Source organism: Streptomyces sp. NPDC046557 (assembly GCF_040645975.1).
Taxonomy (GTDB): domain Bacteria; phylum Actinomycetota; class Actinomycetes; order Streptomycetales; family Streptomycetaceae; genus Streptomyces.
In genome coordinates this window covers 1-21,692 of sequence record NZ_JBEYZH010000015.1, presented here as the reverse complement: position 1 = coordinate 21,692, position 21,692 = coordinate 1, and the positions used below count along the sequence as shown (strand labels likewise).

23 protein-coding genes and 3 pseudogenes are annotated in these 21,692 nt (G+C 72.7%); 12 read left to right on the top strand and 14 right to left on the bottom strand.

What is annotated here, in order from left to right; all coding sequences use genetic code 11:
- Positions 1–20: 20 nt before the first annotated feature.
- From ABZ934_RS22925 to ABZ934_RS22895, 7 genes and pseudogenes are all read right to left on the bottom strand, one after another.
- A complete protein-coding gene (locus ABZ934_RS22925; protein WP_361316210.1) occupies positions 21–1,418 on the bottom strand; it encodes a cytochrome P450 in 1,398 nt (465 codons plus the stop codon).
- Positions 1,415–2,035, bottom strand: a complete 621-nt coding sequence (locus tag ABZ934_RS22920) for an ATP/GTP-binding protein (RefSeq protein WP_361316208.1) — start codon at positions 2,033–2,035, stop codon at positions 1,415–1,417. Before ABZ934_RS22920 ends, ABZ934_RS22925 begins: the two co-directional genes overlap by 4 nt.
- Positions 2,016–2,375 carry a DUF742 domain-containing protein gene (locus tag ABZ934_RS22915; protein WP_361316205.1) on the bottom strand — a complete coding sequence of 120 codons (360 nt, stop codon included), beginning with the start codon at positions 2,373–2,375 and terminating at the stop codon, positions 2,016–2,018. The genes ABZ934_RS22920 and ABZ934_RS22915 overlap by 20 nt, the downstream gene beginning before the upstream one ends.
- Positions 2,372–2,776: a roadblock/LC7 domain-containing protein gene (locus ABZ934_RS22910; RefSeq protein WP_190184310.1), complete on the bottom strand. Its 405-nt coding sequence runs from the start codon at positions 2,774–2,776 to the stop codon at positions 2,372–2,374. Before ABZ934_RS22910 ends, ABZ934_RS22915 begins: the two co-directional genes overlap by 4 nt.
- A 6-nt stretch (positions 2,777–2,782) precedes the next feature.
- A complete protein-coding gene (locus tag ABZ934_RS22905) occupies positions 2,783–4,315 on the bottom strand; it encodes an ATP-binding protein (RefSeq protein WP_361316203.1) in 1,533 nt (510 codons plus the stop codon).
- A gap of 385 nt (positions 4,316–4,700) precedes the next feature.
- Complete coding sequence (locus tag ABZ934_RS22900; protein ID WP_361316201.1) at positions 4,701–5,198, bottom strand: MSMEG_6728 family protein; 498 nt, start codon at positions 5,196–5,198, stop codon at positions 4,701–4,703.
- 262 nt (positions 5,199–5,460) lie between these two features.
- Positions 5,461–5,940 (bottom strand): annotated as a pseudogene (locus tag ABZ934_RS22895) (MFS transporter); the annotation flags it as partial.
- A gap of 307 nt (positions 5,941–6,247) precedes the next feature.
- Here ABZ934_RS22895 and ABZ934_RS22890 point away from each other — a divergent pair.
- From ABZ934_RS22890 to ABZ934_RS22875, 4 genes are all read left to right on the top strand, one after another.
- Positions 6,248–7,165 carry a hypothetical protein gene (locus ABZ934_RS22890; RefSeq protein WP_361316199.1) on the top strand — a complete coding sequence of 306 codons (918 nt, stop codon included), beginning with the start codon at positions 6,248–6,250 and terminating at the stop codon, positions 7,163–7,165.
- A gap of 232 nt (positions 7,166–7,397) precedes the next feature.
- The gene (locus tag ABZ934_RS22885; RefSeq protein ID WP_361316477.1) at positions 7,398–8,693 is read left to right on the top strand and encodes a ferric reductase-like transmembrane domain-containing protein; all 1,296 of its coding nucleotides are present in this window, start codon (positions 7,398–7,400) and stop codon (positions 8,691–8,693) included.
- Between the two features lie 85 nt (positions 8,694–8,778).
- On the top strand, positions 8,779–9,231 hold the full coding sequence (locus ABZ934_RS22880; RefSeq protein ID WP_361316196.1) for an FMN-binding protein: 453 nt from the start codon (positions 8,779–8,781) through the stop codon (positions 9,229–9,231).
- On the top strand, positions 9,224–10,072 hold the full coding sequence (locus ABZ934_RS22875) for an FAD:protein FMN transferase (protein WP_361316193.1): 849 nt from the start codon (positions 9,224–9,226) through the stop codon (positions 10,070–10,072). Before ABZ934_RS22880 ends, ABZ934_RS22875 begins: the two co-directional genes overlap by 8 nt.
- 5 nt (positions 10,073–10,077) lie before the next feature.
- Here the strand turns inward: ABZ934_RS22875 and ABZ934_RS22870 are convergent.
- A pseudogene (locus ABZ934_RS22870) lies at positions 10,078–10,316 on the bottom strand (serine hydrolase); the annotation flags it as partial.
- A gap of 148 nt (positions 10,317–10,464) precedes the next feature.
- On the opposite strand from ABZ934_RS22870, the gene ABZ934_RS22865 reads away from it, so the two are divergent.
- The 4 genes and pseudogenes from ABZ934_RS22865 (at position 10,465) to ABZ934_RS22850 (ending at position 13,151) form a co-directional block, all read left to right on the top strand.
- A complete protein-coding gene (locus ABZ934_RS22865) occupies positions 10,465–11,157 on the top strand; it encodes a spermidine synthase (RefSeq protein ID WP_361316191.1) in 693 nt (230 codons plus the stop codon).
- 102 nt (positions 11,158–11,259) lie between these two features.
- Positions 11,260–11,580 (top strand): annotated as a pseudogene (locus ABZ934_RS22860) (NUDIX domain-containing protein); the annotation flags it as partial.
- A gap of 19 nt (positions 11,581–11,599) precedes the next feature.
- Positions 11,600–11,851 (top strand): antitoxin, encoded by a 252-nt coding sequence (locus tag ABZ934_RS22855; RefSeq protein WP_361316188.1) that lies wholly within the window; start codon positions 11,600–11,602, stop codon positions 11,849–11,851.
- A 94-nt stretch (positions 11,852–11,945) separates the two neighbouring features.
- Positions 11,946–13,151, top strand: coding sequence for a glycosyltransferase 87 family protein (locus ABZ934_RS22850; RefSeq protein ID WP_361316186.1), 1,206 nt, complete (start codon positions 11,946–11,948; stop codon positions 13,149–13,151).
- 18 nt (positions 13,152–13,169) lie between these two features.
- On the opposite strand, the gene ABZ934_RS22845 is transcribed toward ABZ934_RS22850, so the two are convergent.
- Positions 13,170–13,493 (bottom strand): nuclear transport factor 2 family protein, encoded by a 324-nt coding sequence (locus ABZ934_RS22845; RefSeq protein WP_361316183.1) that lies wholly within the window; start codon positions 13,491–13,493, stop codon positions 13,170–13,172.
- Between the two features lie 155 nt (positions 13,494–13,648).
- Here ABZ934_RS22845 and ABZ934_RS22840 point away from each other — a divergent pair, with 155 nt between their 5' ends.
- Entirely contained in the window at positions 13,649–14,629 is a 981-nt protein-coding gene (locus tag ABZ934_RS22840) for a TAXI family TRAP transporter solute-binding subunit (RefSeq protein WP_361316181.1), read from the top strand.
- Here the strand turns inward: ABZ934_RS22840 and ABZ934_RS22835 are convergent.
- The 3 genes from ABZ934_RS22835 to ABZ934_RS22825 form a co-directional block, all read right to left on the bottom strand.
- On the bottom strand, positions 14,608–16,014 hold the full coding sequence (locus ABZ934_RS22835) for a HAMP domain-containing sensor histidine kinase (protein ID WP_361316179.1): 1,407 nt from the start codon (positions 16,012–16,014) through the stop codon (positions 14,608–14,610). The genes ABZ934_RS22840 and ABZ934_RS22835 overlap by 22 nt on opposite strands.
- Positions 16,011–16,739 carry a response regulator transcription factor gene (locus tag ABZ934_RS22830; protein ID WP_361316177.1) on the bottom strand — a complete coding sequence of 243 codons (729 nt, stop codon included), beginning with the start codon at positions 16,737–16,739 and terminating at the stop codon, positions 16,011–16,013. Before ABZ934_RS22830 ends, ABZ934_RS22835 begins: the two co-directional genes overlap by 4 nt.
- 106 nt (positions 16,740–16,845) lie before the next feature.
- On the bottom strand, positions 16,846–18,270 hold the full coding sequence (locus ABZ934_RS22825) for an MFS transporter (RefSeq protein WP_361316174.1): 1,425 nt from the start codon (positions 18,268–18,270) through the stop codon (positions 16,846–16,848).
- Between the two features lie 232 nt (positions 18,271–18,502).
- On the opposite strand from ABZ934_RS22825, the gene ABZ934_RS22820 reads away from it, so the two are divergent.
- Entirely contained in the window at positions 18,503–18,727 is a 225-nt protein-coding gene (locus ABZ934_RS22820) for a hypothetical protein (RefSeq protein ID WP_361316171.1), read from the top strand.
- A 47-nt stretch (positions 18,728–18,774) separates the two neighbouring features.
- On the opposite strand, the gene ABZ934_RS22815 is transcribed toward ABZ934_RS22820, so the two are convergent.
- Positions 18,775–20,007, bottom strand: a complete 1,233-nt coding sequence (locus ABZ934_RS22815) for an MFS transporter (protein WP_361316168.1) — start codon at positions 20,005–20,007, stop codon at positions 18,775–18,777.
- Between the two features lie 102 nt (positions 20,008–20,109).
- On the opposite strand from ABZ934_RS22815, the gene ABZ934_RS22810 reads away from it, so the two are divergent.
- A complete protein-coding gene (locus ABZ934_RS22810) occupies positions 20,110–20,598 on the top strand; it encodes a universal stress protein (RefSeq protein ID WP_361316166.1) in 489 nt (162 codons plus the stop codon).
- Here ABZ934_RS22810 and ABZ934_RS22805 read toward each other — a convergent pair.
- A complete protein-coding gene (locus tag ABZ934_RS22805; RefSeq protein ID WP_361316164.1) occupies positions 20,577–21,098 on the bottom strand; it encodes a GNAT family N-acetyltransferase in 522 nt (173 codons plus the stop codon). The two genes, ABZ934_RS22810 and ABZ934_RS22805, sit on opposite strands and share 22 nt — an antisense overlap.
- Before the next feature lie 274 nt (positions 21,099–21,372).
- Here ABZ934_RS22805 and ABZ934_RS22800 point away from each other — a divergent pair.
- A partial coding sequence (locus tag ABZ934_RS22800) for a rodlin (protein ID WP_361316161.1) occupies positions 21,373–21,692 on the top strand: 320 nt, incomplete at its 3' end.

Here is a 21,692-nt window from a genome sequence, read left to right as displayed (position 1 = left end):
CCCCTACGCGGTGGTTCGGCTCAGCGGCGGCCGAACAGCCGGCGCCACCAGCCGGCTCCGCCCCGACGGGTGGCGGCCGGCGCGGGCGCCACCGTCGGCTGCGGCGGGATGACGGCGTGCGGCGGGTGCTCGGACGCCTGCTCGATGTGCGGTCCGGCGTTCTCGACGGAGCGCGGGGTGAACCGTACCGGCAGTCCCAGCAGGTGCCGAGACATCAGGGTGCCGCGCCACCGGAGCTCGTTCGCCCCGACCGCCAACTGGAGGTCGGGCAGCCGGTCCAGCAGGACCTCGATGCCGGTGTCCGCGATGGCGCGGCCGATGTCCTGGCCGGGACACTCGTGTGGTCCGCTGCTGAACGCCAGGTGGGAGCGGTTGCCGTGGACGGAGACGCTCGGATCGGGCCGGATCTGCGGGTCGACGTTCCCCGCGGCCAGGCCGAGCAGCAGCATGTCACCGGCCTTCACCTGCTGTCCGCCGAGCAGGGTGTCCCCCGTGGCCCAGCGTCCGATGATCGTGTTGATCGGCGGATCGTCCCAGAGGACCTGCTCCAGGGCGTCGGGCAGGGTCATGTGCCCCCCGGACAGGCTCGCCCGGAAGCGCGGGTCGGTCAGGACGGTCCGCAGGGTGTTGGCGATCAGGTTGGCGGTGGTCTCGTACGCCGCGATCAGCACCACGCGCAGGTGCATCAGCACTTCGGTGTCGCTCAGGTTCGCCGGGTGCTCGATGAGCCAGGAGGCGAGGTCGTGCGCGGGCTTGGCCTTGCGCTCCATGACCAGTTGTTCCAGCGTGAGCGTGACGTAGCGGTCGCTCTGCAGGGCCGTCTCGGTGCCCTGGAGCATGTCGCGCGCCGCCTTGACCAGCCGGGGCCCGTGTTCGTCGGGCGCTCCGACGAGTTGGGTCATGACCAGCATGGGCAGTTGGTCGGAGAAGGCGGGCACCAGGTCGGCGTAGCCGTCGGCGGCGATCCGGTCGACGAGCTGGTTGGCGAAGCGCGTCACGTAACGGCGGATGCCGCGCTTGTCGAAGCGCTCCAGGGACTCCACGACGGCTCCGCGCAACCGCTCGTGGACGGGCCCGTCGGTGAAGTTGCACACGGGCACCCAGGAGACCATGGGGCCGAGCGGGGTGTCGGCCGGTACCCGGCCCTCCTTCATGTCGCGCCAGCCCCGGGGGTCGCGGGCGAACCGCGAGGGGGTGCGCGCCACGTCGAGGTTCTCCCGGTGGCCGAGGACCAGCCAGGCCGGCAGGTCCCCGTTGACCAGTACGGGCGCCACGGGACCGTACTCGGCCCGCAGTTTCTCGTACAGCGCCAGCGGGTCGGCTTCCGCCTCCGGCCCGTGGAGGCGGTGCAGGGGGCCGCCCCCGGCTCCCGCCGCGTGGGCGGGGCACTCGGGCGGAGGGGTGAAGGGGGTACTCACATTGCCTCCTGGGTCGCTGCCTGGGAGTGCAGGTAGCGCATGAGGGTCAGCAGGACGTCGCGGGACGAGTCCCGGCGCCTGGCGTCGCAGACGAGGATCGGCACGGCGTGGGGCAGGTCGAGGGCTTGGCGCAGTTCTTCCAGCGGATGCTCGGGGGCGTCGGGGAAGGAGTTGACGGCCACGACGAAGGGGACGCCCCGTTCCTCCAGCCGTCCGATGACGTCGAAGCTGGTCTCCAGCCGACGGGTGTCGAGGAGGACGACCGCTCCGAGGGCGCCCTCGAAGAGACCGCGCCACAGGAACCAGAAGCGTTCCTGGCCGGGGGTTCCGAACAGGTACAGCACGAGTTCGTCGTTGATGCTGATGCGGCCGAAGTCCATCGCCACGGTGGTGGTGGTCTTGTGCGCCACCCCCCGGGTGTCGTCGACGCCGATGCCCGCCTTGGTCATGGTCTCCTCGGTCGTCAGCGGTTTGATCTCGCTGACCGCGCCGACCATCGTCGTCTTGCCCACACCGAAACCGCCGACGATGACGATCTTGACGGCGGCTGCCGCCGTCTGGGGGAGTATGTCCGCGGGGAGCGGCCCGCGGGGCGGGTCAGAGCTTTTGAAGTCCATTGATCACTGCCTCGATCAGAGCAAGGTCGGGGAGCTGGGCGGGGGGGACGGGCGGGCGTACGTGTACGCGCCGAGCGGCCATCAGGTCCCCGACCAGCACGGTGACGGCGCTCACCGGCAGACCCGCGTAGGCGGCGATCTCGGCCACCGACAGCGGGGCCTGGCACATCCGCAGGATGGCCGCCTGCTCGGGCTGCATCTCGGGCAGGGCGGGCGCTTTGGCGACGACCAGGGTCACGAGGTCGAGGTCGACGGCGGTGGAAGGTCCGCTGCGGCCGCCGGTGATGACGTAAAGCCGTTCGGGACTGCCGGCCTCCCAGCTTGCGGGTGGCTCACTCACGCGGGCTGCCCGTCATGTCGGGGCGGGCTGCTCAGGTGCTCCCCCATCCGGGTCACCAGGTTGCGCATCTGGGCACCCATCAGGCCCGCGTCGACGCCCTCGTCGGCGAGCACGGCCAGGTACGAGCCGTCGCCGGCGGCCATCAGGTAGAAGAACCCGCCGTCCATCTCGATCACGACCAGGCGCATTCTGCCTTCGGAGCGGGGCAGCTCGGAGGCCACGGCCCCGGCGAGGCTCTGCAGGCCGGCGCAGGCCGCCGCCAGCCGGTCGGCGGTGTCGGTCTCGGCCCCGTACTGCGCCACGCAGAGCCCGTCCGCGGACAGCACGATCACGTGCCGTGTCTGCGGCACGCCGGCGGCCAGGTCCTTGAGCATCCAGTCCATACTGCTTCGCTGAGTCATCACTGTTCATGCCCCTTTGGTCGCTGAGCCCGACGCGTCCTGGACGTCCTGGGCGTCTTGGCCGGACGCGCCGGACAGTCCGCTGTGGAACGCCTCCAGCCACATGCCGGGGCCGGGGTCCTCCGCCGACCGCGGCTCCGCCACCGGCGGGGCGTCGGGGAGGGTGGCGCGGTCCTTGCGGCGTCGCTGCGGCAGGCCCGTCGCGGTACGTCCGGTGGCGGGGCCACCGGTGGCGGGCGCCGGCCTCGGCAGGGGAGCCGGTGCCGATGTGGGCGCGGACACACCGGCCGAGAAGCGGTCGACGGGGTGCTCGCGCGGTGCGGCGGGCACGGCCCGGGGCCCCGAGGAGGAACCGATGCCGTGGGCGAGGCCGGTCGCCGCGGCCGCCGTGGTGATCAGGTGCTGCGGGACGATGACGACGGCGCGGACACCGCCGTACGCGGAGGAGCGCAGGGACACCTGGAACCCGTACGCCTGAGCCAACCGGCCGACCACCGCGAGACCCAACCGGGGGGTCTCCCCGAGGTCGTTGAGGTCGATGCCGGACTGCGCCTGAGCGAGCATCCCCTCGGCGCGCCTGCGGGCCTCCTCGCTCATGCTGAGACCGCCGTCCTCGATCTCCACGGCGATGCCCGACTGCACCTCGGCGGCCGTGAGGTGGACGCGGGTGTGCGGCGGCGAGTAGCGCGTGGCGTTGTCCAGCAGCTCCGCCAGGGTGTGGATCAGGGGTTCGACGATGGGGCCGACGACGGCGACCTCGGAGACCGAGTGGAGCTCCACCCGCTGGTAGTCGATGATCCTGGACATCGCGCCGCGCAGCACGCTGTAGAGGGTGACGGCCCTGCTCCACTGGCGGCCGGGGCGGGCACCGCCGAGGACCGAGATGGAGTCGGCGAGCCGGCCGATCAGGGCGGTGCCGTGGTCCAGGCGCAGGAGGTCACCGAACACGTCCGGGTCGCGGCCGTGACGGTCCTCCATCTCCCGCATTTCCTGGGCCTGCTGATGGACGATCGCCTGTACGCGGCGGGCGATGTTCACGAAGGCCCGCTGCGCCGAGTCGCGCAGGTTCTCCTCGTTGTGGACCGCGTCGATGGCCTGGGCCAGCACGGATTGCAGGGCGGCTCTGAAGCGCGGTGTCAGGGCGCTGTCGTTGCCCCAGCGGTTGCCCGGTCCGCCGCGACCACCCATGGAGTTGAGCACCTCTTCGGGCAACTCGCCCTTGCGCAGGCGCTCGATCGCCTCGGTCAGCACCACCTCGGACAGGCGCACCGCTTCGGTTTCCTGCCGGGACAGGGAGTGCCGCAGCGCCGCGACCTGCGCGCGACGGGCGGAGAGCGCGCGGCCGCGGCGGAGCGCTTCGGCGATCGCCACGGCGGTGCAGCCGGCGCCCATGACGGCGCAGACGGTGCGGACCGCTTCCGAGGGGGAAACGAGCGCCCCGACGAGGCACGCGGCGGCCACGGCCGCGATCACGGGCATCATCCAGCTCGTTCCCGCCTCGGGGCGGGCGGCTTCGGGTGGAATGTCTTTTTGCGCCATCGGCGTCCTCGAACCATCGAAAGTGGGGATCTTATGACCGGTGGGCGGGAGCATAACTACGCCCAACTTCCCGCATGAGTACTTTCGTTGGAGTTCATCGGACCGGAGGACCCAATACGCGCCATTTACGGGGCCGGATTCCGGCACCACACAGGGTCCGTTCCGGGTGGCCGGCGCCAAAAGAGGAGGTGGAAGACTTCCGATCGCACAAATGGACGAGAGAATTCGAACCTCTATTCCGTTCGCTTTCGGCCGTATTCCGTTGTTCGGATGTGGTACCGCGGACCGAATTGCGCTATGGGCGGGATCGGTCGGCAGACCGCGTCTTCCAAGGGGGCGGGGGGGGGAGGCCGTCGGGCCGCCGGGCCGGCCGAGGTCACCGAGGTCACGGCGTCCTCCCGGTGTACGGAGGCGGCTCGCCCTCCCGGTCGGACGCCGGCCATACGTACGGAAGGTCGTCGGGCACCCCGGGGAAGTGGCGGCGGTAGACCTCGGGGGCCTTGCGCAGCAACGCGGACTGGTGGCTTCGGTGGAAGTCGGGATCACCGAGCCAGGGGGGCAACTCGCCGTCCGCCGCGAGCCGGAGCTGTTCGCGCGGGGCGGCTCCCGGACGCAAGGCGAGGTAGCCGCCCAGCAGCGACGCCGCACACGTGTCGGAGCGCCCCTCGGCGGTCCAGACGCCGCAGATGTCCAGGCCGTACCGCACCAGGGCTTCCTCGTACCCCGCCCACATCCGTACGGCGGGGTGGTGGCGCCAGCCGTATCCGGGCACGGTGAGGCCCCGGAAGACCTGGAGCGCCTCGACGCGCTGTTTTCCCAGGCGCCTCGGGTCCAGTACGGCGGCCGAGTCCAGGAATGCCGGGTAGGGGAGGAATGTCTGCACGGGGTGGATCTACCCCTTCGGGCCGCCGGCTCCTCCTCCCCCGGCGACATCACCCGTAGGGCCCCGCCGGCCGCCGGGTTGTCCCATCCGGCTCCGGGTCGTGCGCGGCAACCCCGCCGTCTGCTCCACCGAGATCGACGGTCCGCTCACGCCGCCGGAAGTCGTCGGGCGCAGGCAGTGGTCGTGGTCCGGGCAGGCCCATGACCACGAACCGGGGTTCCGGGTTTCCGGCGTTCCGGGAGCCACCGCGCCACCGGACGTCTCATCCGTCGTGGTCGTGGGGTCCCCTGTGGGCCCGCGGGTGCCGCAGCCGGATCCAGACGTCCCTGGCCTGCCGTCCGGCCGCCGAGCGACTGCCGGCCACCAGCCGGTCCGCCTCACCCGCCGTCTCGACCATGGGGCCGGAGCCCCGCAGCGGTTTGCCGGCCGTCTCGTGCAGGAAGAGCGTCGAGACGAAGCCGACGACGCCGACGACGCCGACGACCATGAGGTAGTACGCCGGGACCATGGTGTCGCCCGTCGCCTCGACGAGCGCCGAGGCGACCAGCGGCGTGGTCCCGCCGAACAGCGAGACGGAGATGTTGAAGGCGAGGGACAGCGCCCCGTACCGCAGTCGGGTGGGGAACAGCGCGGGCAGGGTGGACGCGGCCGTCCCGGCGAAGCAGACCAGCAGCAGGCCGAGCACGGCGCAGCCGACGGCGGGCAGCACGATCCCGCCCTGGCGGATCAGCAGGAACGCCGGCGATGCGGATCGACGTCTTGCGGCGCCGCAGGAGCGTGCGCGGCATCCGGTCGGTCGCCGGGTGGCCGCCGCGGGGCAGCCTCTTCCCCGGATCGCTACCGGGACTGCGTGACGGTTCCGCCATGCTGTCGGCCTCCTGGCTCGTCGCCGCCGCCTCGCCGTATCCCGATCGTCTCGTCTCCGACCGGGCTCGGTCCGTCGGTCGGCCCGAGTGGGTGGGTACGGTGGCGGAGCCGCGGCTCGGACCGCGGTAGGTCACGGCGGAGGCGGCGGGTCCGTTGTCGGAGGCGTGTGTCAGAGTCCGGGCATGTTCGACATCGTGGTGGAGACCGAGAACCTGGAGCGGCACGTCCGCCCGTCCGCCGGTGGTCTGGCGGCGCTCGTCGGCCGGATCGGCGGTGACGGTGACCGGTTCCTGGTCGTCCAGCGGATACCCGACCTGCCGGACGTCTTCATCCAGGTCTGGCACGAGGCCGGCGGGTCCTACACGCTGGAGCACCGTGACGGCGCCGCCGACCGGCACTACCGGTCGGTGCTCCGGAGCCCTCGGCCCGTGATCGCGGCGATGAGCGGCTGGGCCCGCCGCGAGGCAGGCTGGGACACCGGCCTGGCGTGGTCGAGGCTGAACCTGGCGCCCGCCCGCGAGGTGCCGCCGCTCGACCTCGACGCCGCCTCGTACGAGCAGTTGGAGCGACGCGTTCGAGAGGTGCTGATCGGCGGCTACGCCACCCGTGCCGAGTTGGCGGAACTCGCCGAGGACTACCTGGTCACCGAGGGCAGCCGACCCGTCTCGCCCGAGCAGGCGGCGGCGTTGGCGGACCGGATGTGGCTGGATCGGGTCGCGGAGCAGGCCGAGTGGCGGGGAGAGACCGACCCGGAGCGACTCACCCGGGCCTTCGCCACCCTGCGGGAAGCCGGCATCACCGCCCGGGAGAACTTCACCTGCTGCCGCGGCTGCGGCCAGGCCGAGATCGGCGGCGAAGGCGGCCCCGACGCGCGTGGCTTCGTCTACTTCCACACGCAGTGCACGGACGCCGCCGCGGCCGGCCACGGGCTGACGCTCCTCTACGGCGGGTTCGACGGCTCGTCCGATACCACCGCGGCCATCGGCCGGGAAGTAGTGGGCGCCATCGAAGCGGCCGGTCTGCGCGTCGAGTGGGACGGTGATCCCGGTCAGACCCTCACCGTCGCTCCCCTGGACTGGCGTCGCCGGCTGGTCGGCTGACACCGCGCGGCGGGCGGCGGCCATGGAGGGGGGAAGGACCGGACCTCGGGAGTCCCCCGCACAACGCTCGCGGGCGCCGCATTCAGAGGCTATTCAAAGGAACACCAGGCACGGTGTGGGTGCCGGCCCGCCGCACCGACCGACTGGAGACCCCGTGACCTCACCACACGCCGTCATATCGCCCCCGCTCCGTGGCCGCCGACGGCCCGCCGCGCTCCCGCCGGCCACGCGCCTGGTTCCCGTCGCCCTGCACCTCGTCGGCTGGGCGGGCGCGGTCGCCGTCCTCGGCCTGTGGTGGGCCGACACCTCGTCCGTCGTCGGGCCTGCCGGCTGGCTCACCGGCGCGGGCCGAATCACCGGTCTGCTGGCCGGATACTCCTGCGTGGTCGTCGTCGTCCTCATGGCCAGGATCCCCTGGCTCGACCGGACGATCGGCAGCGACCGGTTGGCCCGCCGGCACGCGTCCGCCGGCCGGTACGCCCTCTCGCTCCTCCTCGCCCACGTCCTGCTGATCGTCTGGGGCTACGCGCTGACCGACGGGACCGGGCTGCTCGACGAGACCACGACCCTGGTCCTGCACTACCCGGACATGCTCAAGGCCACCGCCGCGTCCCTGCTGCTCCTGCTCACCGCGTTCGTCTCCGCCCGCTCGGCCCGTCGTCGCCTCTCCTACGAGACCTGGCACTTCCTGCACCTCACCACCTACGCGGCCGTGTTCCTGTCCTTCGGTCACCAACTCGCCGACGGAGCCGACTTCGTCGGCGACCGCTCCGCGCAGCTCCTTTGGTACGCGATGTACCTGACCGCCGCCGCACTGGCACTCTGGTTCCGTTTCCTCACCCCGCTGCGCGCGGCCCGCAGACACCGGCTGCGGGTGGCCGAGGTGCGGCGGGAGGGGCCCGGCGTGGTCTCGGTGTACGTCACCGGGCGACGGCTCGAAGCGCTGGCCGCCCGCCCCGGGCAGTTCCTGCGCTGGCGCTTCCTGACCCCCGGCCTGTGGTGGACGGCGAACCCGTACTCGCTGTCCGCACCCGCCGATCCCCGCTTCCTGCGGATCACGGTCAAGGCCCTCGGCGCCCACAGCGCCGCCCTCGCCCGGCTGGAACCCGGCACCCGGGTCTGGGCCGAGGGTCCGTACGGCGCCCTCACCGCGGAGCGCACGCGCGCGGGCCGGACCCTGCTGCTGGCGGGCGGCATCGGGATCACCCCCCTGCTGGCCCTCTTCGCGTCCCTGCCCGGTGACCCGGTCCTCATCTACTGGGCGCGCACCCCCGCCGACCTGGTGCTGCGCCGTGAACTCGACGGCATCGCGCTCGCGCGGGGGGCCCGGGTGCACTACTCCGTCGACCGGCCCGAGGGGCACGCGCTGGCGCTCACCGCCCCGTGCCTCACCGCGCTCGTCCCGGACCTCGGCCGGCGGGACGTCTACGTGTGCGGGCCCCCGGGCATGACCGAGGCCGCCTTGTCCGCCCTGCGCGCGGCCGGCGTTCCGCGCCGTCGCATCCACCAGGAGGACTTCGCGCTGTGACGCCCGCCCCCGCACGCGTCCGGTCCCGATCGCCCCGCCCCCAGGCCGCCCCACCCCATGCCGCCCCGCCCCCGAAGGAATCCACGTGCGCCGCGTAGTCACCACCGTCGCCGCGACCGCCGCCGGCATCGTCGCGCTCCTCGCCCTCAAACCGCATCAGCCCGACCGTTCCACGGCCTTGGCCCCGCCCCCGGCGGGCGCGTCGGCGCCCTCCGGCGGGACCGGCGACCAGGCCGGCGCAGCCGCCGGCCGAGCCGCGCGTACCGGGACCTTCACCGGTGAGGCGATCGACACCCGTTTCGGGCCCGTGCAGGTCGCCGTCACCCTCGACGCCGGCAGGCTCACCGCCGTCCAGGTCCTGCGGGTGCCGTCCGAGAACCGGCGTGATCGCGAGATCGCCTCCTACGCCGTTCCCCGCCTCACGCGCGAGGCCCTCGCGGCCCAGACCGCGCGCATCGACTCCGTCTCCGGGGCCACGTACACCAGCCACGGTTACACGCGGTCGCTGCAGAGCGCGCTGGACCAGGCCCGTGGCTGACCACGACCGTGAGCCCGAGGCCGAGGCCGAGGCCGAACGCGAGGGGGACCGTGACCGCGAGGTCGCCCCGGCCGGACGTGTCCGTCACACCGAGCACGTCATGGGCACCGTCTTCTCCTTCGACCTGCGCCACCGGTCCACCGCGGCGGTACAGCAGGCCCTGCGGGAGGCGGTGCACTGGCTGCACCAGATCGACCGGCTCTTCTCCACCTACCGGCCCGACAGCGTCATCAGCCGGCTGAACAGCGGGGTAACGGAGCGGCGCGATGTGCCCGCCGAGGTGGAACGGGTCCTGGTGATGTGCGAACAGGCCGAAGCCGCCACCGGAGGCGCCTTCTCCGCCCGCCCGGCGCCCGGCCCCGACCTGTCCCGGGGCGGACTCGACCCGTCGGGCCTGGTCAAGGGCTGGGCCGTGGAGCACGCCTACGCGATCCTCCGCGCGGCGGGCGCGCCCAACAGCGCCGTCAACGGCGGCGGCGACATCCGCCTCGGGGGCGAGCCCGCCCCCGGCCGGCCCTGGTGTGTCGGCATCGCCGACCCGGCCCGCCCCGGGGAACTGCTCACCACGGTCAGTGGCCGCGACTTCGCCGTCGCCACCTCGGGTGTCGCCGAGCGCGGCCCGCACATCCTCGATCCCCGCACGGGCCGTCCGGTGCGTCAGCTACTCGCCGCGACGGTGACGGGGCCGGACCTGACTTGGGCGGACACGTGGGCGACGGCCGCGATGGTGCTCGGGCCGGCCGCGCACGAATGGATCGCCGCGCAGGCCGGTTACGAGCTGTTGACGGTGGACTCCGGCGGGGAAGCCCGACGCACCTCGGGCTTCCCCCTCACCGTGTGACGCGTTCAACCGACCTTGGGCGCCGACGGTTCGTGGCCGGGGTACACGTGCTGGGGGGCACGATGTGGGTGACCGCCTCGCCGAAGAGCGTGCTCGGCTCCTTGCCGTCGTGCAGGACATCGGTGTTGAGGACGATGACCATGGTCGCCTGCGCCTGGGGCAGGTAGACGGCGATGCATTCGTAGCCGGGGAGCGAACCGTTGTGGCCGAGCCAGCCCTGGACGTCGAAGATGCGGACGTCGAAGATGCGGACGTCGAAGATGCCCAGGATCAGGTAGGCCCGCGCCATCGGGGTCGCGAGGCGAGCCGGGGTCCACGGCCGGCGCGCGGAGCGGCGGATACCGTGCGGTGCGGGCCGGAACACCGGTCGGGTGTGGTTCGTTGGACGTCGCATGACCACACCTGTGACATCGGGAGCGGCCCTGACAGTGGACCGCCGGGAGGGCCGGTTCGGCGAGGTCGTGCTGCGGCGACGCGGAGCCACGTACGAGATCATCGCCAATGGTTGCTTCCTCATGGACACCTCCGACGGACGGTCGGAGCGGCTGCTCGTCGACGCCGCGTACCTCGCGCTGGACCCGCCGCCGGGTGGGACGCCGCCGGCCCTGCTGATCGGGGGTCTGGGCGTCGGTTTCTCGCTCGCGCACGCCGCCGCGCAGCCGCGCTGGGGGCGGATCGCGGTCGTCGAACGGGAGGAGGCGATCATCGAGTGGCACCGGACGGGGCCGCTCGGCGCGATCTCCGCCCGGTCCCTCGCGGATCCCCGGACGACGATCCTCCACACCGACCTGGTCGAATACCTCACGTCGTCCGCCGACCGGTACGACGCGCTCTGCCTGGACATCGACAACGGCCCGGACTGGACGGTCGACGAGGAGAACCGGAACCTCTACTCCCCGGCCGGACTCGCGGCGTGCCGGGACCGGCTTCATCCCGGCGGAGTCCTGGCCGTCTGGTCGGCGCAGCACTCCCCCGTCTTCGAAGACGCGTTGCGCGAGGTGGGTTTCACTGATGTGCGGACCCGGGAGGTGCCCGTGGCGCGCGGGGTGCCGGACGTGGTCCACGTGGCACGCAAGCCCGCCTGAGGGCGTTGTCGGAGACCCTCCGGGTGGGACCGCGGCCGGATCAACCGGCCGTGCTGAAGCGGGCGGGGCGAGTGTGGGCGGAGCGGGAGAGGTGGCCACGTCGAACCCGGCGAGTCCCTCCTGGACGCCCTGGCCCGCGAGGTCGAAGAGGAAACCGGCCGGCGCCTGACGATGGTACGGCGCCTGCTCGGGACCACCACCTGGACCGGCGACGACGGCGCCGGAACCCGGCACGAGGCCGACTTCCTCGTCGAGGTCGAGGGCGACTTGAGCCGCCCCGACCCGGAATGGTCCAAGCACACCGCGTACGGCTGGTTCGGGCCGGACGATCTGCCGCGCCTCAAGGAGAACCGGGCGCCCCGCGAATACCTCGTCCACGACCTGATCGCCCGGGCGCTGCTCGATCGTGCGAAGGGCTCCTGATCGCGCCGGTGGTCCCCGGATGCGGATCAGGGGGGCCTGGATCATCCTGGGAGCGCTGGACAACGAGCCGAAGGAGACCGTCATGTCCATGATGGACAAGCTCAAGCAGATGCTCAAGGGACACGAGGCGCAGGCCGGCCAGGGTGTCGACAAGGCCGGTGACGCCTTCGACCAGCGGACCGGGAACAAGTACCGCGGCCAGACCGACATGGCACAGGAACAGCTCAAGCGGCGCATCGGGCCGGAAGACCCGCCGCCGCCCTCCGCCTAGCGGGGCTCCGCCCCCACGGTGAACGAACGTCCACCCGCGCCGATGCGTCCCACGGTGCGGGTGTGGCGGCGTGGGACGCGCGATGATGGCCGGCATGACGAGTTGGCTGACGCGCCACGCCACGCTGATCGTGGTGTGCTCAGCGGTCGCGCACCTGACGGTCGCCTTCTGCGCGGCGGACATGTTCGACCTCCGGGTGTACCGGGAGGGGGCGCCCGGCGTCCTGACCGGCCATCTCTACGACTTCCGGCTGGTCCGCGCCGACCCGGGGGCCCCGCCGCTCCCCTTCACCTACCCGCCTTTCGCCGCCCTGGTGTTCCTGCCCCTGGCGTACGTGCCGTGGTGGCTGACGCAGGTGGTGTGGCAACTGCTGTCGCTGGCCGCCGCGATGTACCTCGTCCGCGGTTCGTTCGCACTGGCGCGTCCGGGCACGGCGGTCGAGCCGGCCCGTGTCTTCCTGTGGACGGCCGCCGTCCTGTGGCTGGAGCCCGTGTCCCACGGGCTCGCGCTCGGCCAGGTCAGCCTGCCGCTCGCCGCGCTGTCAATGGCCGCCGCGCTCCGGCCGAACCCCCTCGCGGCGGGCGCGGGAATCGGCATCGCTGCCGGGATCAAGCTGACGCCGGCGGGCGGCGTCGTGTACCTGCTGGCGGCGGGTCGGCGCCGGGCGGCCGTGTGCGCGGCCTTCGCCTTCGCGTCGACGGTCGCCTTGGCCGCGCTCGTGGCCCCGGTGGAGTCCTGGCGGTACTGGCGCCACCTGCTCGGCGACAGCGGACGCATCGGGCCGATGGCCTCGGTGGAGAACCAGTCGCTGCGGGGCTGCGCGGCCCGGCTCCTCGGACATGACGGCGGCGTCGCGGGCCTGTGGTGGCCGGGGGCCGTACTCCTCGCGGCCGCCGCTACGGGGCTCGCGCTCCGGGCCGCGGTACTGCGCGGTGACCGGCTGGCCATGCTGCTGGCCGCGCAGTTCTTCGTCCTGCTGGCGAGCCCGATCTCGTGGAGTCATCACTGGGTGTGGGCGGTTCCCGCGTTGATCTGGTTGCGGTACGGCGCCCCGCGCGGGCGGCGCCTCGGTGGGGCGGCCGTCGCCATGTGGGTGCTGGCGGCCGGCACCTGGATCGTCCCGGCGCTCCACGCGCTGGCCCCGGCCGGCCGGCCGGTGTCCTGGCCCGTCGGGGTGGCCGCCTGCGCGTACCCGCTCGCGGCGGGCCTCACCTTGGCGGTCGTGGCGTCCGGCCGGCCGACCGTCGCCCCGGTCCGGCCACCGGATCCGGCCAAGGTGGCGGCCCGTAGCGCGTCCTGACCGTTGACCGAGGCGCCGTCAGGCTTGACCGGTCTCGAAGCGGGTCACCTTGCCGCCGTCCACGGTGAACCGCCACGCGGTGCGCATGCTGCCCCAGGTGTCGTTCCGGAAGTCCGCCACCAGGCCGAGGCCGTCGTCGGTCTGGGTTTCGACGTCCATGTGGCCGCCCGAGGCGAAGATCTCGCGCTCCGTCCAAGCGGTGAGATCACGGTCGCTGCCGTCATCCGACATGGTGGCGCCCGGCGTGAGGGACGCGTTGAACGCCTGCCGGTCGCCGGCGTTCAGCGCGGCGACGAAGGCGCGTACCGTCGGATCGGTCAACTGCTCGATGGGGATGGCCATTGCTGTTCTCCCTCGTTGACGGGACTGTCGGGACTGTCGGGTGGACACCGTTTCCCCCATTTGACCCCGAGCAGCCGTGCGCCGCGGGCGCGCGCGGCGCGTGTCGTAGCTCCGACCGGACGCGCGGCGTCGCCCGCACTGGCTACGCTCTTGACGTGAGCAGCGCAAAGTTGAGCCGCCGGCGGGTGGTGGGGGCCGGGCTCGGCGCCCTGTCGTCGGCCGTGGCGGGGGTCTCGGCCGGATGCACCGCGCGATCCGGTCCGCCCCGCAGGCTGCTGCTGGCGACGGGGCCGGAAGGAGGCCCGTACAACGCGTTCGGCGCCGCGCTCGCGCGGGCCGTCGCCGCGAGCGGCAGTCGCCTGCGAATCGTTCCCGTGAGCACCGCGGCCAGCGTGGACAACCTGCGCGAGCTGGACGCCGGCGCCGTCGACCTGGCCCTGGCGATGGCGGACGTGGCCGAGGACGCGGCGCTGGGGCGCGAGCCGTTCACCCGCCGCGCCGCGGCGACGGCGCTGGCGCGGGTCTACGTGAACTACACGCACCTGCTCGTCCCGGCGGACGGGCCCGTGCGGTCGCTGCGGGACCTGGCCGGGCGTCCGGTCGCGGCGGGCGCGGCGGGTTCGGGCGTACAGGTGGTGGCGGGGCGGGTGCTGCGCGAGGCCGGGCTGGGAGAGGGCCCCTCCCCCGCCCGCGAGCGACAACTGGGCCTGGCCGAGTCGGCGCGGGCGCTGCGCGAGGGCGCCGTCGACGCGCTGTTCTGGTCGGGAGGCGTGCCCACCCCGGCGCTGTCGACGCTCTCCCGCGAGGTGCCGCTGCGGTTCCTGCCGCTGGACGGGTACGTGGGTCCGCTGCGGGAGCGCTACGGGCCCGTCTACACGGCCGTCACCCTTCCGAGCGGGGCGTACGGGCTCGCGGAGCCCGTGGGCACCCTCGGGGTCGCCAACTACCTGCTCGCACGTGGGGAGGTACCGGAGGCCGCGGCGCGCGAACTGCTGACGGTCGTGTTCGACCGGTGGAGCGACCTGCTGCGGGAGGTGACGGCCGGGGCGCGACTGGAGCCCCGGTTCGCGATCTCCACCGGCCGCGTACCGCTTCACCCGGGCGCGGTCGCCTACTACCGGTCCGTGTACGGCTGAGGGGTCTGCGAGGACGGGAGCCGCAGTTCGAAGACCAGCCCCCGCGGCGTGTTGCGGCGGGCTTCGAGGCGGCCGCCGCTGACGCGGGCGATCTCGTCGGCGATGGCCAGCCCCAGTCCGCTGCCGGGGACGTTCTGGTGCTCCGGCGCGCGCCCGAAGCGCCGTAGCAGCACATCGAGTCGGTCGTCCGGGACTCCCGGGCCGTCGTCCGTGATGCGGACGACGACCTGGCCCCCGGTCGCGTCCCGCGCGGCACACACGACGACGCGACCGCCGGGCGGGACGAACTTGACGGCGTTGTCGAGGAGGGCGTCCAGGACGCGGCCCGCCGCGTCGGGGAGGGCGGTGGCCCACAGGTCCGCGGGGAGGCGGGAGACCGTCAGCTCCAGTTCGGCGGCCCCGAACACCGGGGTCCAAGCCGTCACCCGCTCCCGTACCGCCCGCGACACGTCCTGGTCGACCGGCTCCGTGATGCGCGACTCCACCCGGGCCATCGCCAGCAGGCCGTCAAGCAGTTCCTCCAGTCGTTCCGCCTCGTCGAGCGCGCGGGCGTGCTCCTCTCGGCCGGGGCCGGGAGCGAGGTGCGGCTCGACGTTCTCCAACCGGAGGACGAGGGTGGCCAGCGGGTTGCGCAGTTGGTGGGAGGCGTCGGCGACGAAGTCGCGCTGGCGGCCGATGGCGTCGGCCATGGCCTGCGCCATCGTGTTGAAGTGCTGTCTCAGCCGACGCAGTTCGGGCGGTCCGGTGTAGGAGACGGCCCGCGCATGGAGGCGACCGGCGGTCAGTCCTTCCACCGCCCGGTCGAGGTCGAGGACCGGGCGCATCAGCCAGCGCGCGGTCCCCGCCGCGACGAGGCCGGCCGCGGCGAAGGCCGCGAGCGCCCCGGCTGCGATCAGCGACCAGCGGACCGTCACGTCGCGGCGGGCCGTCGTCGTGGGCACGGACATCAGGACCGCCCCGCTGACCCGCTCGTCACGGCCCACCGGCTCGGCGACGACGACGCTCCTCGGACCCCACGGGCGAAGGGTGGGCAGCCCGTCGGTGGAGCGGCCGGTGAGCGCCCGGCGCCGGGCGTCCGCCGTCCCGGTGGAGGAGAGCGGGGAGGCGGGGCCGGCCTGGGCGAGCGTGCGTCCGGTCGTGTCGACGACGATCACCTCCGCGCCGTACAGTTCGGCGTACCGGCTGATCTCGGCGGTCAGTTCCGACCGGTCGGCGCCGGTGCGCATCCGGTCCGCGAGATCGGCGAACCGCACCGCTTCCGAACGACGTTGCAGCAGCAGGTGCTCCGTCCGGCCGCGGGCGTACGCCTCGGCCAGCGGCAGGCAGAGCAGCAGCGCGGCGGCGCCCATGAGCACCGTCAGCACGGTGAGGAGCCGGCGCCTCACCGGCTTCCCTCGTCTTCGTCGCCCACGGCGGGGCACCCGAGTTGGTAGCCGAACCCGCGGACGGTGCGCACCAGCCCGGGGCGGCGCGTCTTGGCTCGGATGCCGGCCACGTGGACGTCCAGGGACCGTGAGGCGCCGAGGAAGGCGTCACCCCAGATCCGGTCCAGGATCTCCTCCCGGGAGTGCACTTCGTCCGGGCGGCCGGCCAGGAAAGCAAGGACGTCGAACTCCCGGCGGGTCAGACGGACTTCGAGGCCGGCCACGGTGACCGTGCGGCCCGCGAGGTCGACCTGGACGTCTCCGCTGCGCACCGACCGGCCGCCGGTGCCGGAAGGGCCCGCGGTACTCCGCTCCGCCGAACGCCCGGACGGGGCGCCGGTCCTGCGGCGGACGGTGTCGATGCGGGCGATCAACTCGGCCATCCGGAACGGCTTGACGACGTAGTCGTCGGCCCCGGCCCGCAGGCCCTGCACGACGTCGCGCTCCTCGCAGCGCGCGGTCACCACGATCAGTGGCGCGTCACAGACGGTCCGCAGCCGACGCAGCAGTTCCAGGCCGTCCAGGTCCGGCAGGCCCAGATCGAGGAGGACGAAGTCGGCTTCGTGGACGTGTCGCAGGGCGTCCAGGGCGCGGCCGACCCGGCGGACCGTGTGTCCGCGCTGGACGAGCGCGGTGGCGAGGGCCTGGGCCATGCGGTCGTCGTCCTCGACGAGAAGGGCGTGCATCGGCGGCTTCCTCGGATCGCGCGCGGACCGGTGGTCGGGCCCCCGCCCGACCGGTCGGCCCGGTGCGGCAGCTTACGCGAGCCGCCGCACCGGCCGTCGGCGTGGCTCAGCGAGCCCTCTCGCGAGCGCCGGCGGGCCGCCCCTCGTGGTCGGCGCGGCCGTCATCCCGGCTGCCGTCGCCCAGGCCGCCGTCCGCGTCGGCCGCCGCCTCCGCGCGGCTGAGCGCGGCGTCGCGGGTGTCCGGCATCAGGACGTATGTCACCAGGGAGACGAGCGCACAGCCGGAGACGTACCAGAAGAACGTCTTCTCGTGGCCGCTGTCCTTGAACCACAGCGCCACGTACTCGGCCGTACCGCCGAAGAGGGCGTTGGCGACGGCGTACGGCAGCGCCACGCCCAGGGCTCGGACCCGGGTCGGGAACAGCTCCGCCTTCACGGCCGCGTTGATGGAGGTGTAGCCGGTGACGATCACGAGGGCGAGCAGGGACAGCCCCAGCGCCGACCAGTACGAGGTCGCCGATCCGAGGGCGGTCATGATCGGGTACGTGCCGACGGTGCAGCCCACCGCGAAGGTGATCAGCAGGGGCCGGCGGCCGATCCGGTCGGACAGCATCCCGGCGAAGGGCTGGAGCACGGCGAAGAGGGCCAGGGCCGTGAAACTGACCAGGGTGGCGGTCGTCTTCGCCATGCCCGCGCTGCCGACGAGGTACTTGGTGAGGTAGGTGGTGTACGTGTAGTAGGCCACGGTTCCGCCGAGCGTGAGCGCCATGACCAGGGCGGCTTGCCGCCGGTACTGCCACAGCGCCTTGAGCGAGCCGCGCGCGCTGTCGTCGTGCGCCTCGGCGCCGGACGACTCCTCCCGGAACGCGTCGGTCTCCTGCAGCCTGCGCCGCAGCCAGAAGACGACCACGGCGAACAGGGCCCCGAAGACGAACGGTACGCGCCAGCCCCAGTCCTTCAGTTCGGCCGCGGTGAGCGTGTGCTGGAGGGTGATGAGGATGCCGAGTCCGAGGAGTTGACCGCAGGTCATCGACACGTACTGGAAGGAAGAGCCGAGACCGCGCCGGTTGCGGGCGGACGCCTCGGTGAGGTACGTGGCGCTGGCCGCGTACTCCCCTCCGATGCTCATCCCCTGGAGCAGGCGCGCGAGCAGCAGTACGAGGGCACCCGCGTAGCCGGCCTGGCCGTAGGTCGGGGCGACGGCAATGAGGAGGGCCGCCCCCGACATCATGGCGACGGTCAGCGTGAGCGCGCTCTTGCGGCCGTGCCGGTCGGCGGCGCGGCCGAGGATCCAGCCGCCGACCGGGCGCATCAGGAAGCCGACGGCGAAGATCCCGGCCGTGTTCATCAGCTGGGTCGTCGGGTTGTCGCCGGGGAAGAACGAGTCGGCGAAGTAGATGGCGAAGCTGGCGTAGACGAACCAGTCGTACCACTCCACGAGGTTGCCGAGGGAACCACCCACGAGGGCGAGACGGCGCTTCTTTCGGACCTCCCCGGGCGACGCCGGGGGCAGGACTGCGAACGAGGACATGGCGGCTCCGGGCGGAAGTCCCCGAGGGGAGAGGGGAAGGACGAAGGACGGAGGACCCCAACGGTGGGGAAGTGCCCAGAGCATGCGTCGCCCCGCGCACCGGGACAAGGAGCGGCGCCCAGATCTAACGTCCCGCTAAGAAAGCCGCCGAACCGCCGTACCGCCAACGGCCGGACCGCTGAAGACCTGGGGCCGCAGTCCGGGCCGACATCGAGGTACGTACACTCGCCCGATGACCGAGATGCGGTGCACTTTCTGCGGCGCCGGCGCCATCGAACCCGGATTCGTCGAGGACGCCGGGCAGGGCGCCCCGGGGTATGCCCGCTGGATCGCGGGGCCCCTGGAACGCGGCTTGTTCGGTTGGCCGAAGCGGTCGGGCCGCGCCCGCCGCCGGATCGACGCCTGGCGTTGCCCACAGTGCGGGCACCTGGAGCTGTTCGCCACGGCCTTCGACTGACCCCTCGGCAGCCCGGGGCCGGCATGTGCTGCCGGAGGATCAGAGGATCAGAGGACCCCTGCGCCCACCGGGCGCCGCCGACGTATCGCCCACACGCTCGGGGCGAGCAGCAGGACGAGGGTGGCCAGTGTCATCACGGCGGCGCCGGCGACGAGAACGGAGGTCGGCCCCAGGGTGGACGCGGTGGTGCCCACGGCGAGGTACCCGAGCGGCACCGCCATGAGTTCACCGGTCGAGCCGAGTGAATTGACCCGGCCCAGCACCTCCGAAGGCAGCTGCTCCTGTAGGACGGTGTGCCAGCAGACGATGGCGATGTCCAGGCCGATGCCCGCCAGTGCCGCGCCCGCCGCCACGACCACGAGCGGGGCCCCGACGGCCAGCGCGAGCAACGGAAGCGCGCACGGCAGGTTCGCGCAGACGCACACGACCATGATCCGGGAGGGTTTCCACCTGAGGGAGACAAACCCCCCGGCGAACAGACCCAAGGCGAAGGCGCCCTGCACCGTTCCCCAGGCGGCCGCGCCCAGATGCCGGTCCTGCGTCACGACAGGCCCCAAGAGCTGGTACCCGCCGAGCCACAGCGCGACGACGACCGTCCCGGAGGCGACGTACGACCAGAGCCAGAACCGGCCCGAGAAGGCCGCCCATCCCTCCTTGAAGTCCCGTAGAACCGATGATGTCCGCTTTTCCCGTACGGAAATGCCGATGCGACCGACAAGGGCGGCGGCGATGGCAAAACTGGCGGCGTCCCAGGCGAGCGTCCATTCCGACCCGACAAGGGCGACCAGTACACCGCCGAGCGCCGGCGCGACGATTTTGACCGCGTTGACGGGAAGACGCATGAGGGCATTCGCCTCCTGTATCTCTCCCGCTTCGACGAGGTGGGGAAGAAGACTGTTCATCGCCGGTTGCGCGAGCGCCGAGGCGCCGCCGGCGAGGACGGCGAAGGCCGCGACGCGTGTGACGTCCGCCGTCCCCGACGCCACGAGCAGGGCGACTCCCGCCTGCGTACACGCCGATACGAGGTTCCCGGACACGATGACGCGCCGCCGCGACAGCCGGTCGGCGACCACCCCTCCCACGAGCAGCATGACCACCTGTGGAACGGTATTGCACGCCAGGACGATTGCGAGCGAATTCGGACGGTCGTCGAAACCGAGCACCGCGAAGGCCAAGGCGACCGGCGCCATCGCCGAGCCGCTCATAGAGATGATCCGGGCCAGGACAAACAAACGGAACGGCTTGTGCCGCATTATCGAGAGGGAAGATCGAAAAGCCACCCGGCGCACAGTACTACCCGCCCCGCGCGCCGCCCTCCGGAGGTGAGGCGAGCGGATGTGCCATCGTGGACGGCACCGACCGTCCTCGGAGGCTGAACGACCGTGACCGTGATCGCCTGGCTCGTCGAAGGCACCTGGGCCGCCTGCACCGAGGCCGCCCGCCGGTTCGCACCGGCGGGCGCGGACATCGTGCTGCTGCACGTGACCACCCCCGACGTGGGCGACGTCGGCCACGGGGCGTTCGCCGGGCTCCTCGGTCGGGCCCGGGTCGAACGCGATCCCGGCACGGCGATGGAGCACCTGGCGTCCGCCGCCGCCGACCGCGTCCTCACCGCCGCGGGCGAACTCCTCGGCAGGCCCTGCACACCGGTCAAACGTGCCGGTCGCCCCGAGACGGAGGTCGTGGCCGCCGCGGCGGGGGCCGACCTGCTGATCCTCGCCCGCGACGGCGACCACACCCGCCTTGGCCCGCGCAGCCTCGGCCCCGCCACCCGCTTCGTCGTCGATCACGCCCCCTGCCCCGTGCTGCTGGTGTGGCCCGACGCGGACTCGCCCGGCGCGGGGCACGCTCAGCGCAGGGGACGCCCGTAGCGGAGCTCGGTGAGGGTGACGCCGTCGTAGACGTCGTCCTGCGTCCCGCCGTCCGGCCGGTAATCGGCGCGTTCGTAGAAGCGTCGGGCCTGCCGGTTGTCACCCAGCACCCACAGGGACACGGCCTGGAACCCCCGCTCCCCCATGCGCGCGTGGACCTCGCCGAGCAGTGCGCGGCCGACTCCCCGCCCGATGCGGTCGGGGCGGACGTAGCAGGCGTAGACCTCGCCCGTCGGCCGCCCGCCGGGCACCGACCCCCGGTACGGACCGCAGCTGATCCAACCCACGAGCTCTCCCCCGGCGTCGAGGGCGACCAGTTCCGTCGACTGCCGGAGCGGGTGCGCGAACCACGTCCGTCGCCCTTGCGCGTCGCCCTCGACCGTCATCGCGTCGAGATACGTCCCGGGCACGATCCCGGCGTACGCGGACTGCCAGCCCCGCACGCGGATCGCCGAGACGGCGTCGACGTCGGCTTCTTCCATCTCCCGTATCCGCACCATCCGGCCACCTTAGATCCAGGGGGCGCTCCCACCTCCTCGCATTTACGCGCCCGCTCACCGCCCCGGCTCGACCGCCTCACCAGGTTGACGTGCCGGTCGGCCGGATCCGTTCGCGGGCCGGACGCCGCACGGCGATCGCGGCCGGCGGGCGGGGGCGAGGTCGGGCGTGCCCGCGCGATCGGGTGACACACCGCCACATCGGTGGCTCTGCCGCGTTAACAGGACGACTTCCCTGTCAGGGCCCGTTTCCGCTCAAGCTAAGGAATGCTCGAGAATGCTGAAGAACATGATGATCACCGTCGCTGCCACCGCCGCCGCGATCGGCGCGGGTGCTGCCGTGGCCGCCCCGGCCATGGCCATCGGCAACGACAACGGGATCAACACCCTCAACGGCAACGGCGCCTCGCAGATCTACGGCAACCAGAAGACCGATGGTGTGATGAGCCCGCAGCTGAGCCTGGTCCAGGGCACCCTCAACAAGCCCTGCATCGGCCTGCCGGCCAAGGTCAACGTCCAGTCGCTGGTCGCCCTGGTCAACGTCGGCGTCCAGGACATCAACGTCCTGTCCAACCCGCAGAACCAGCAGTGCACCGA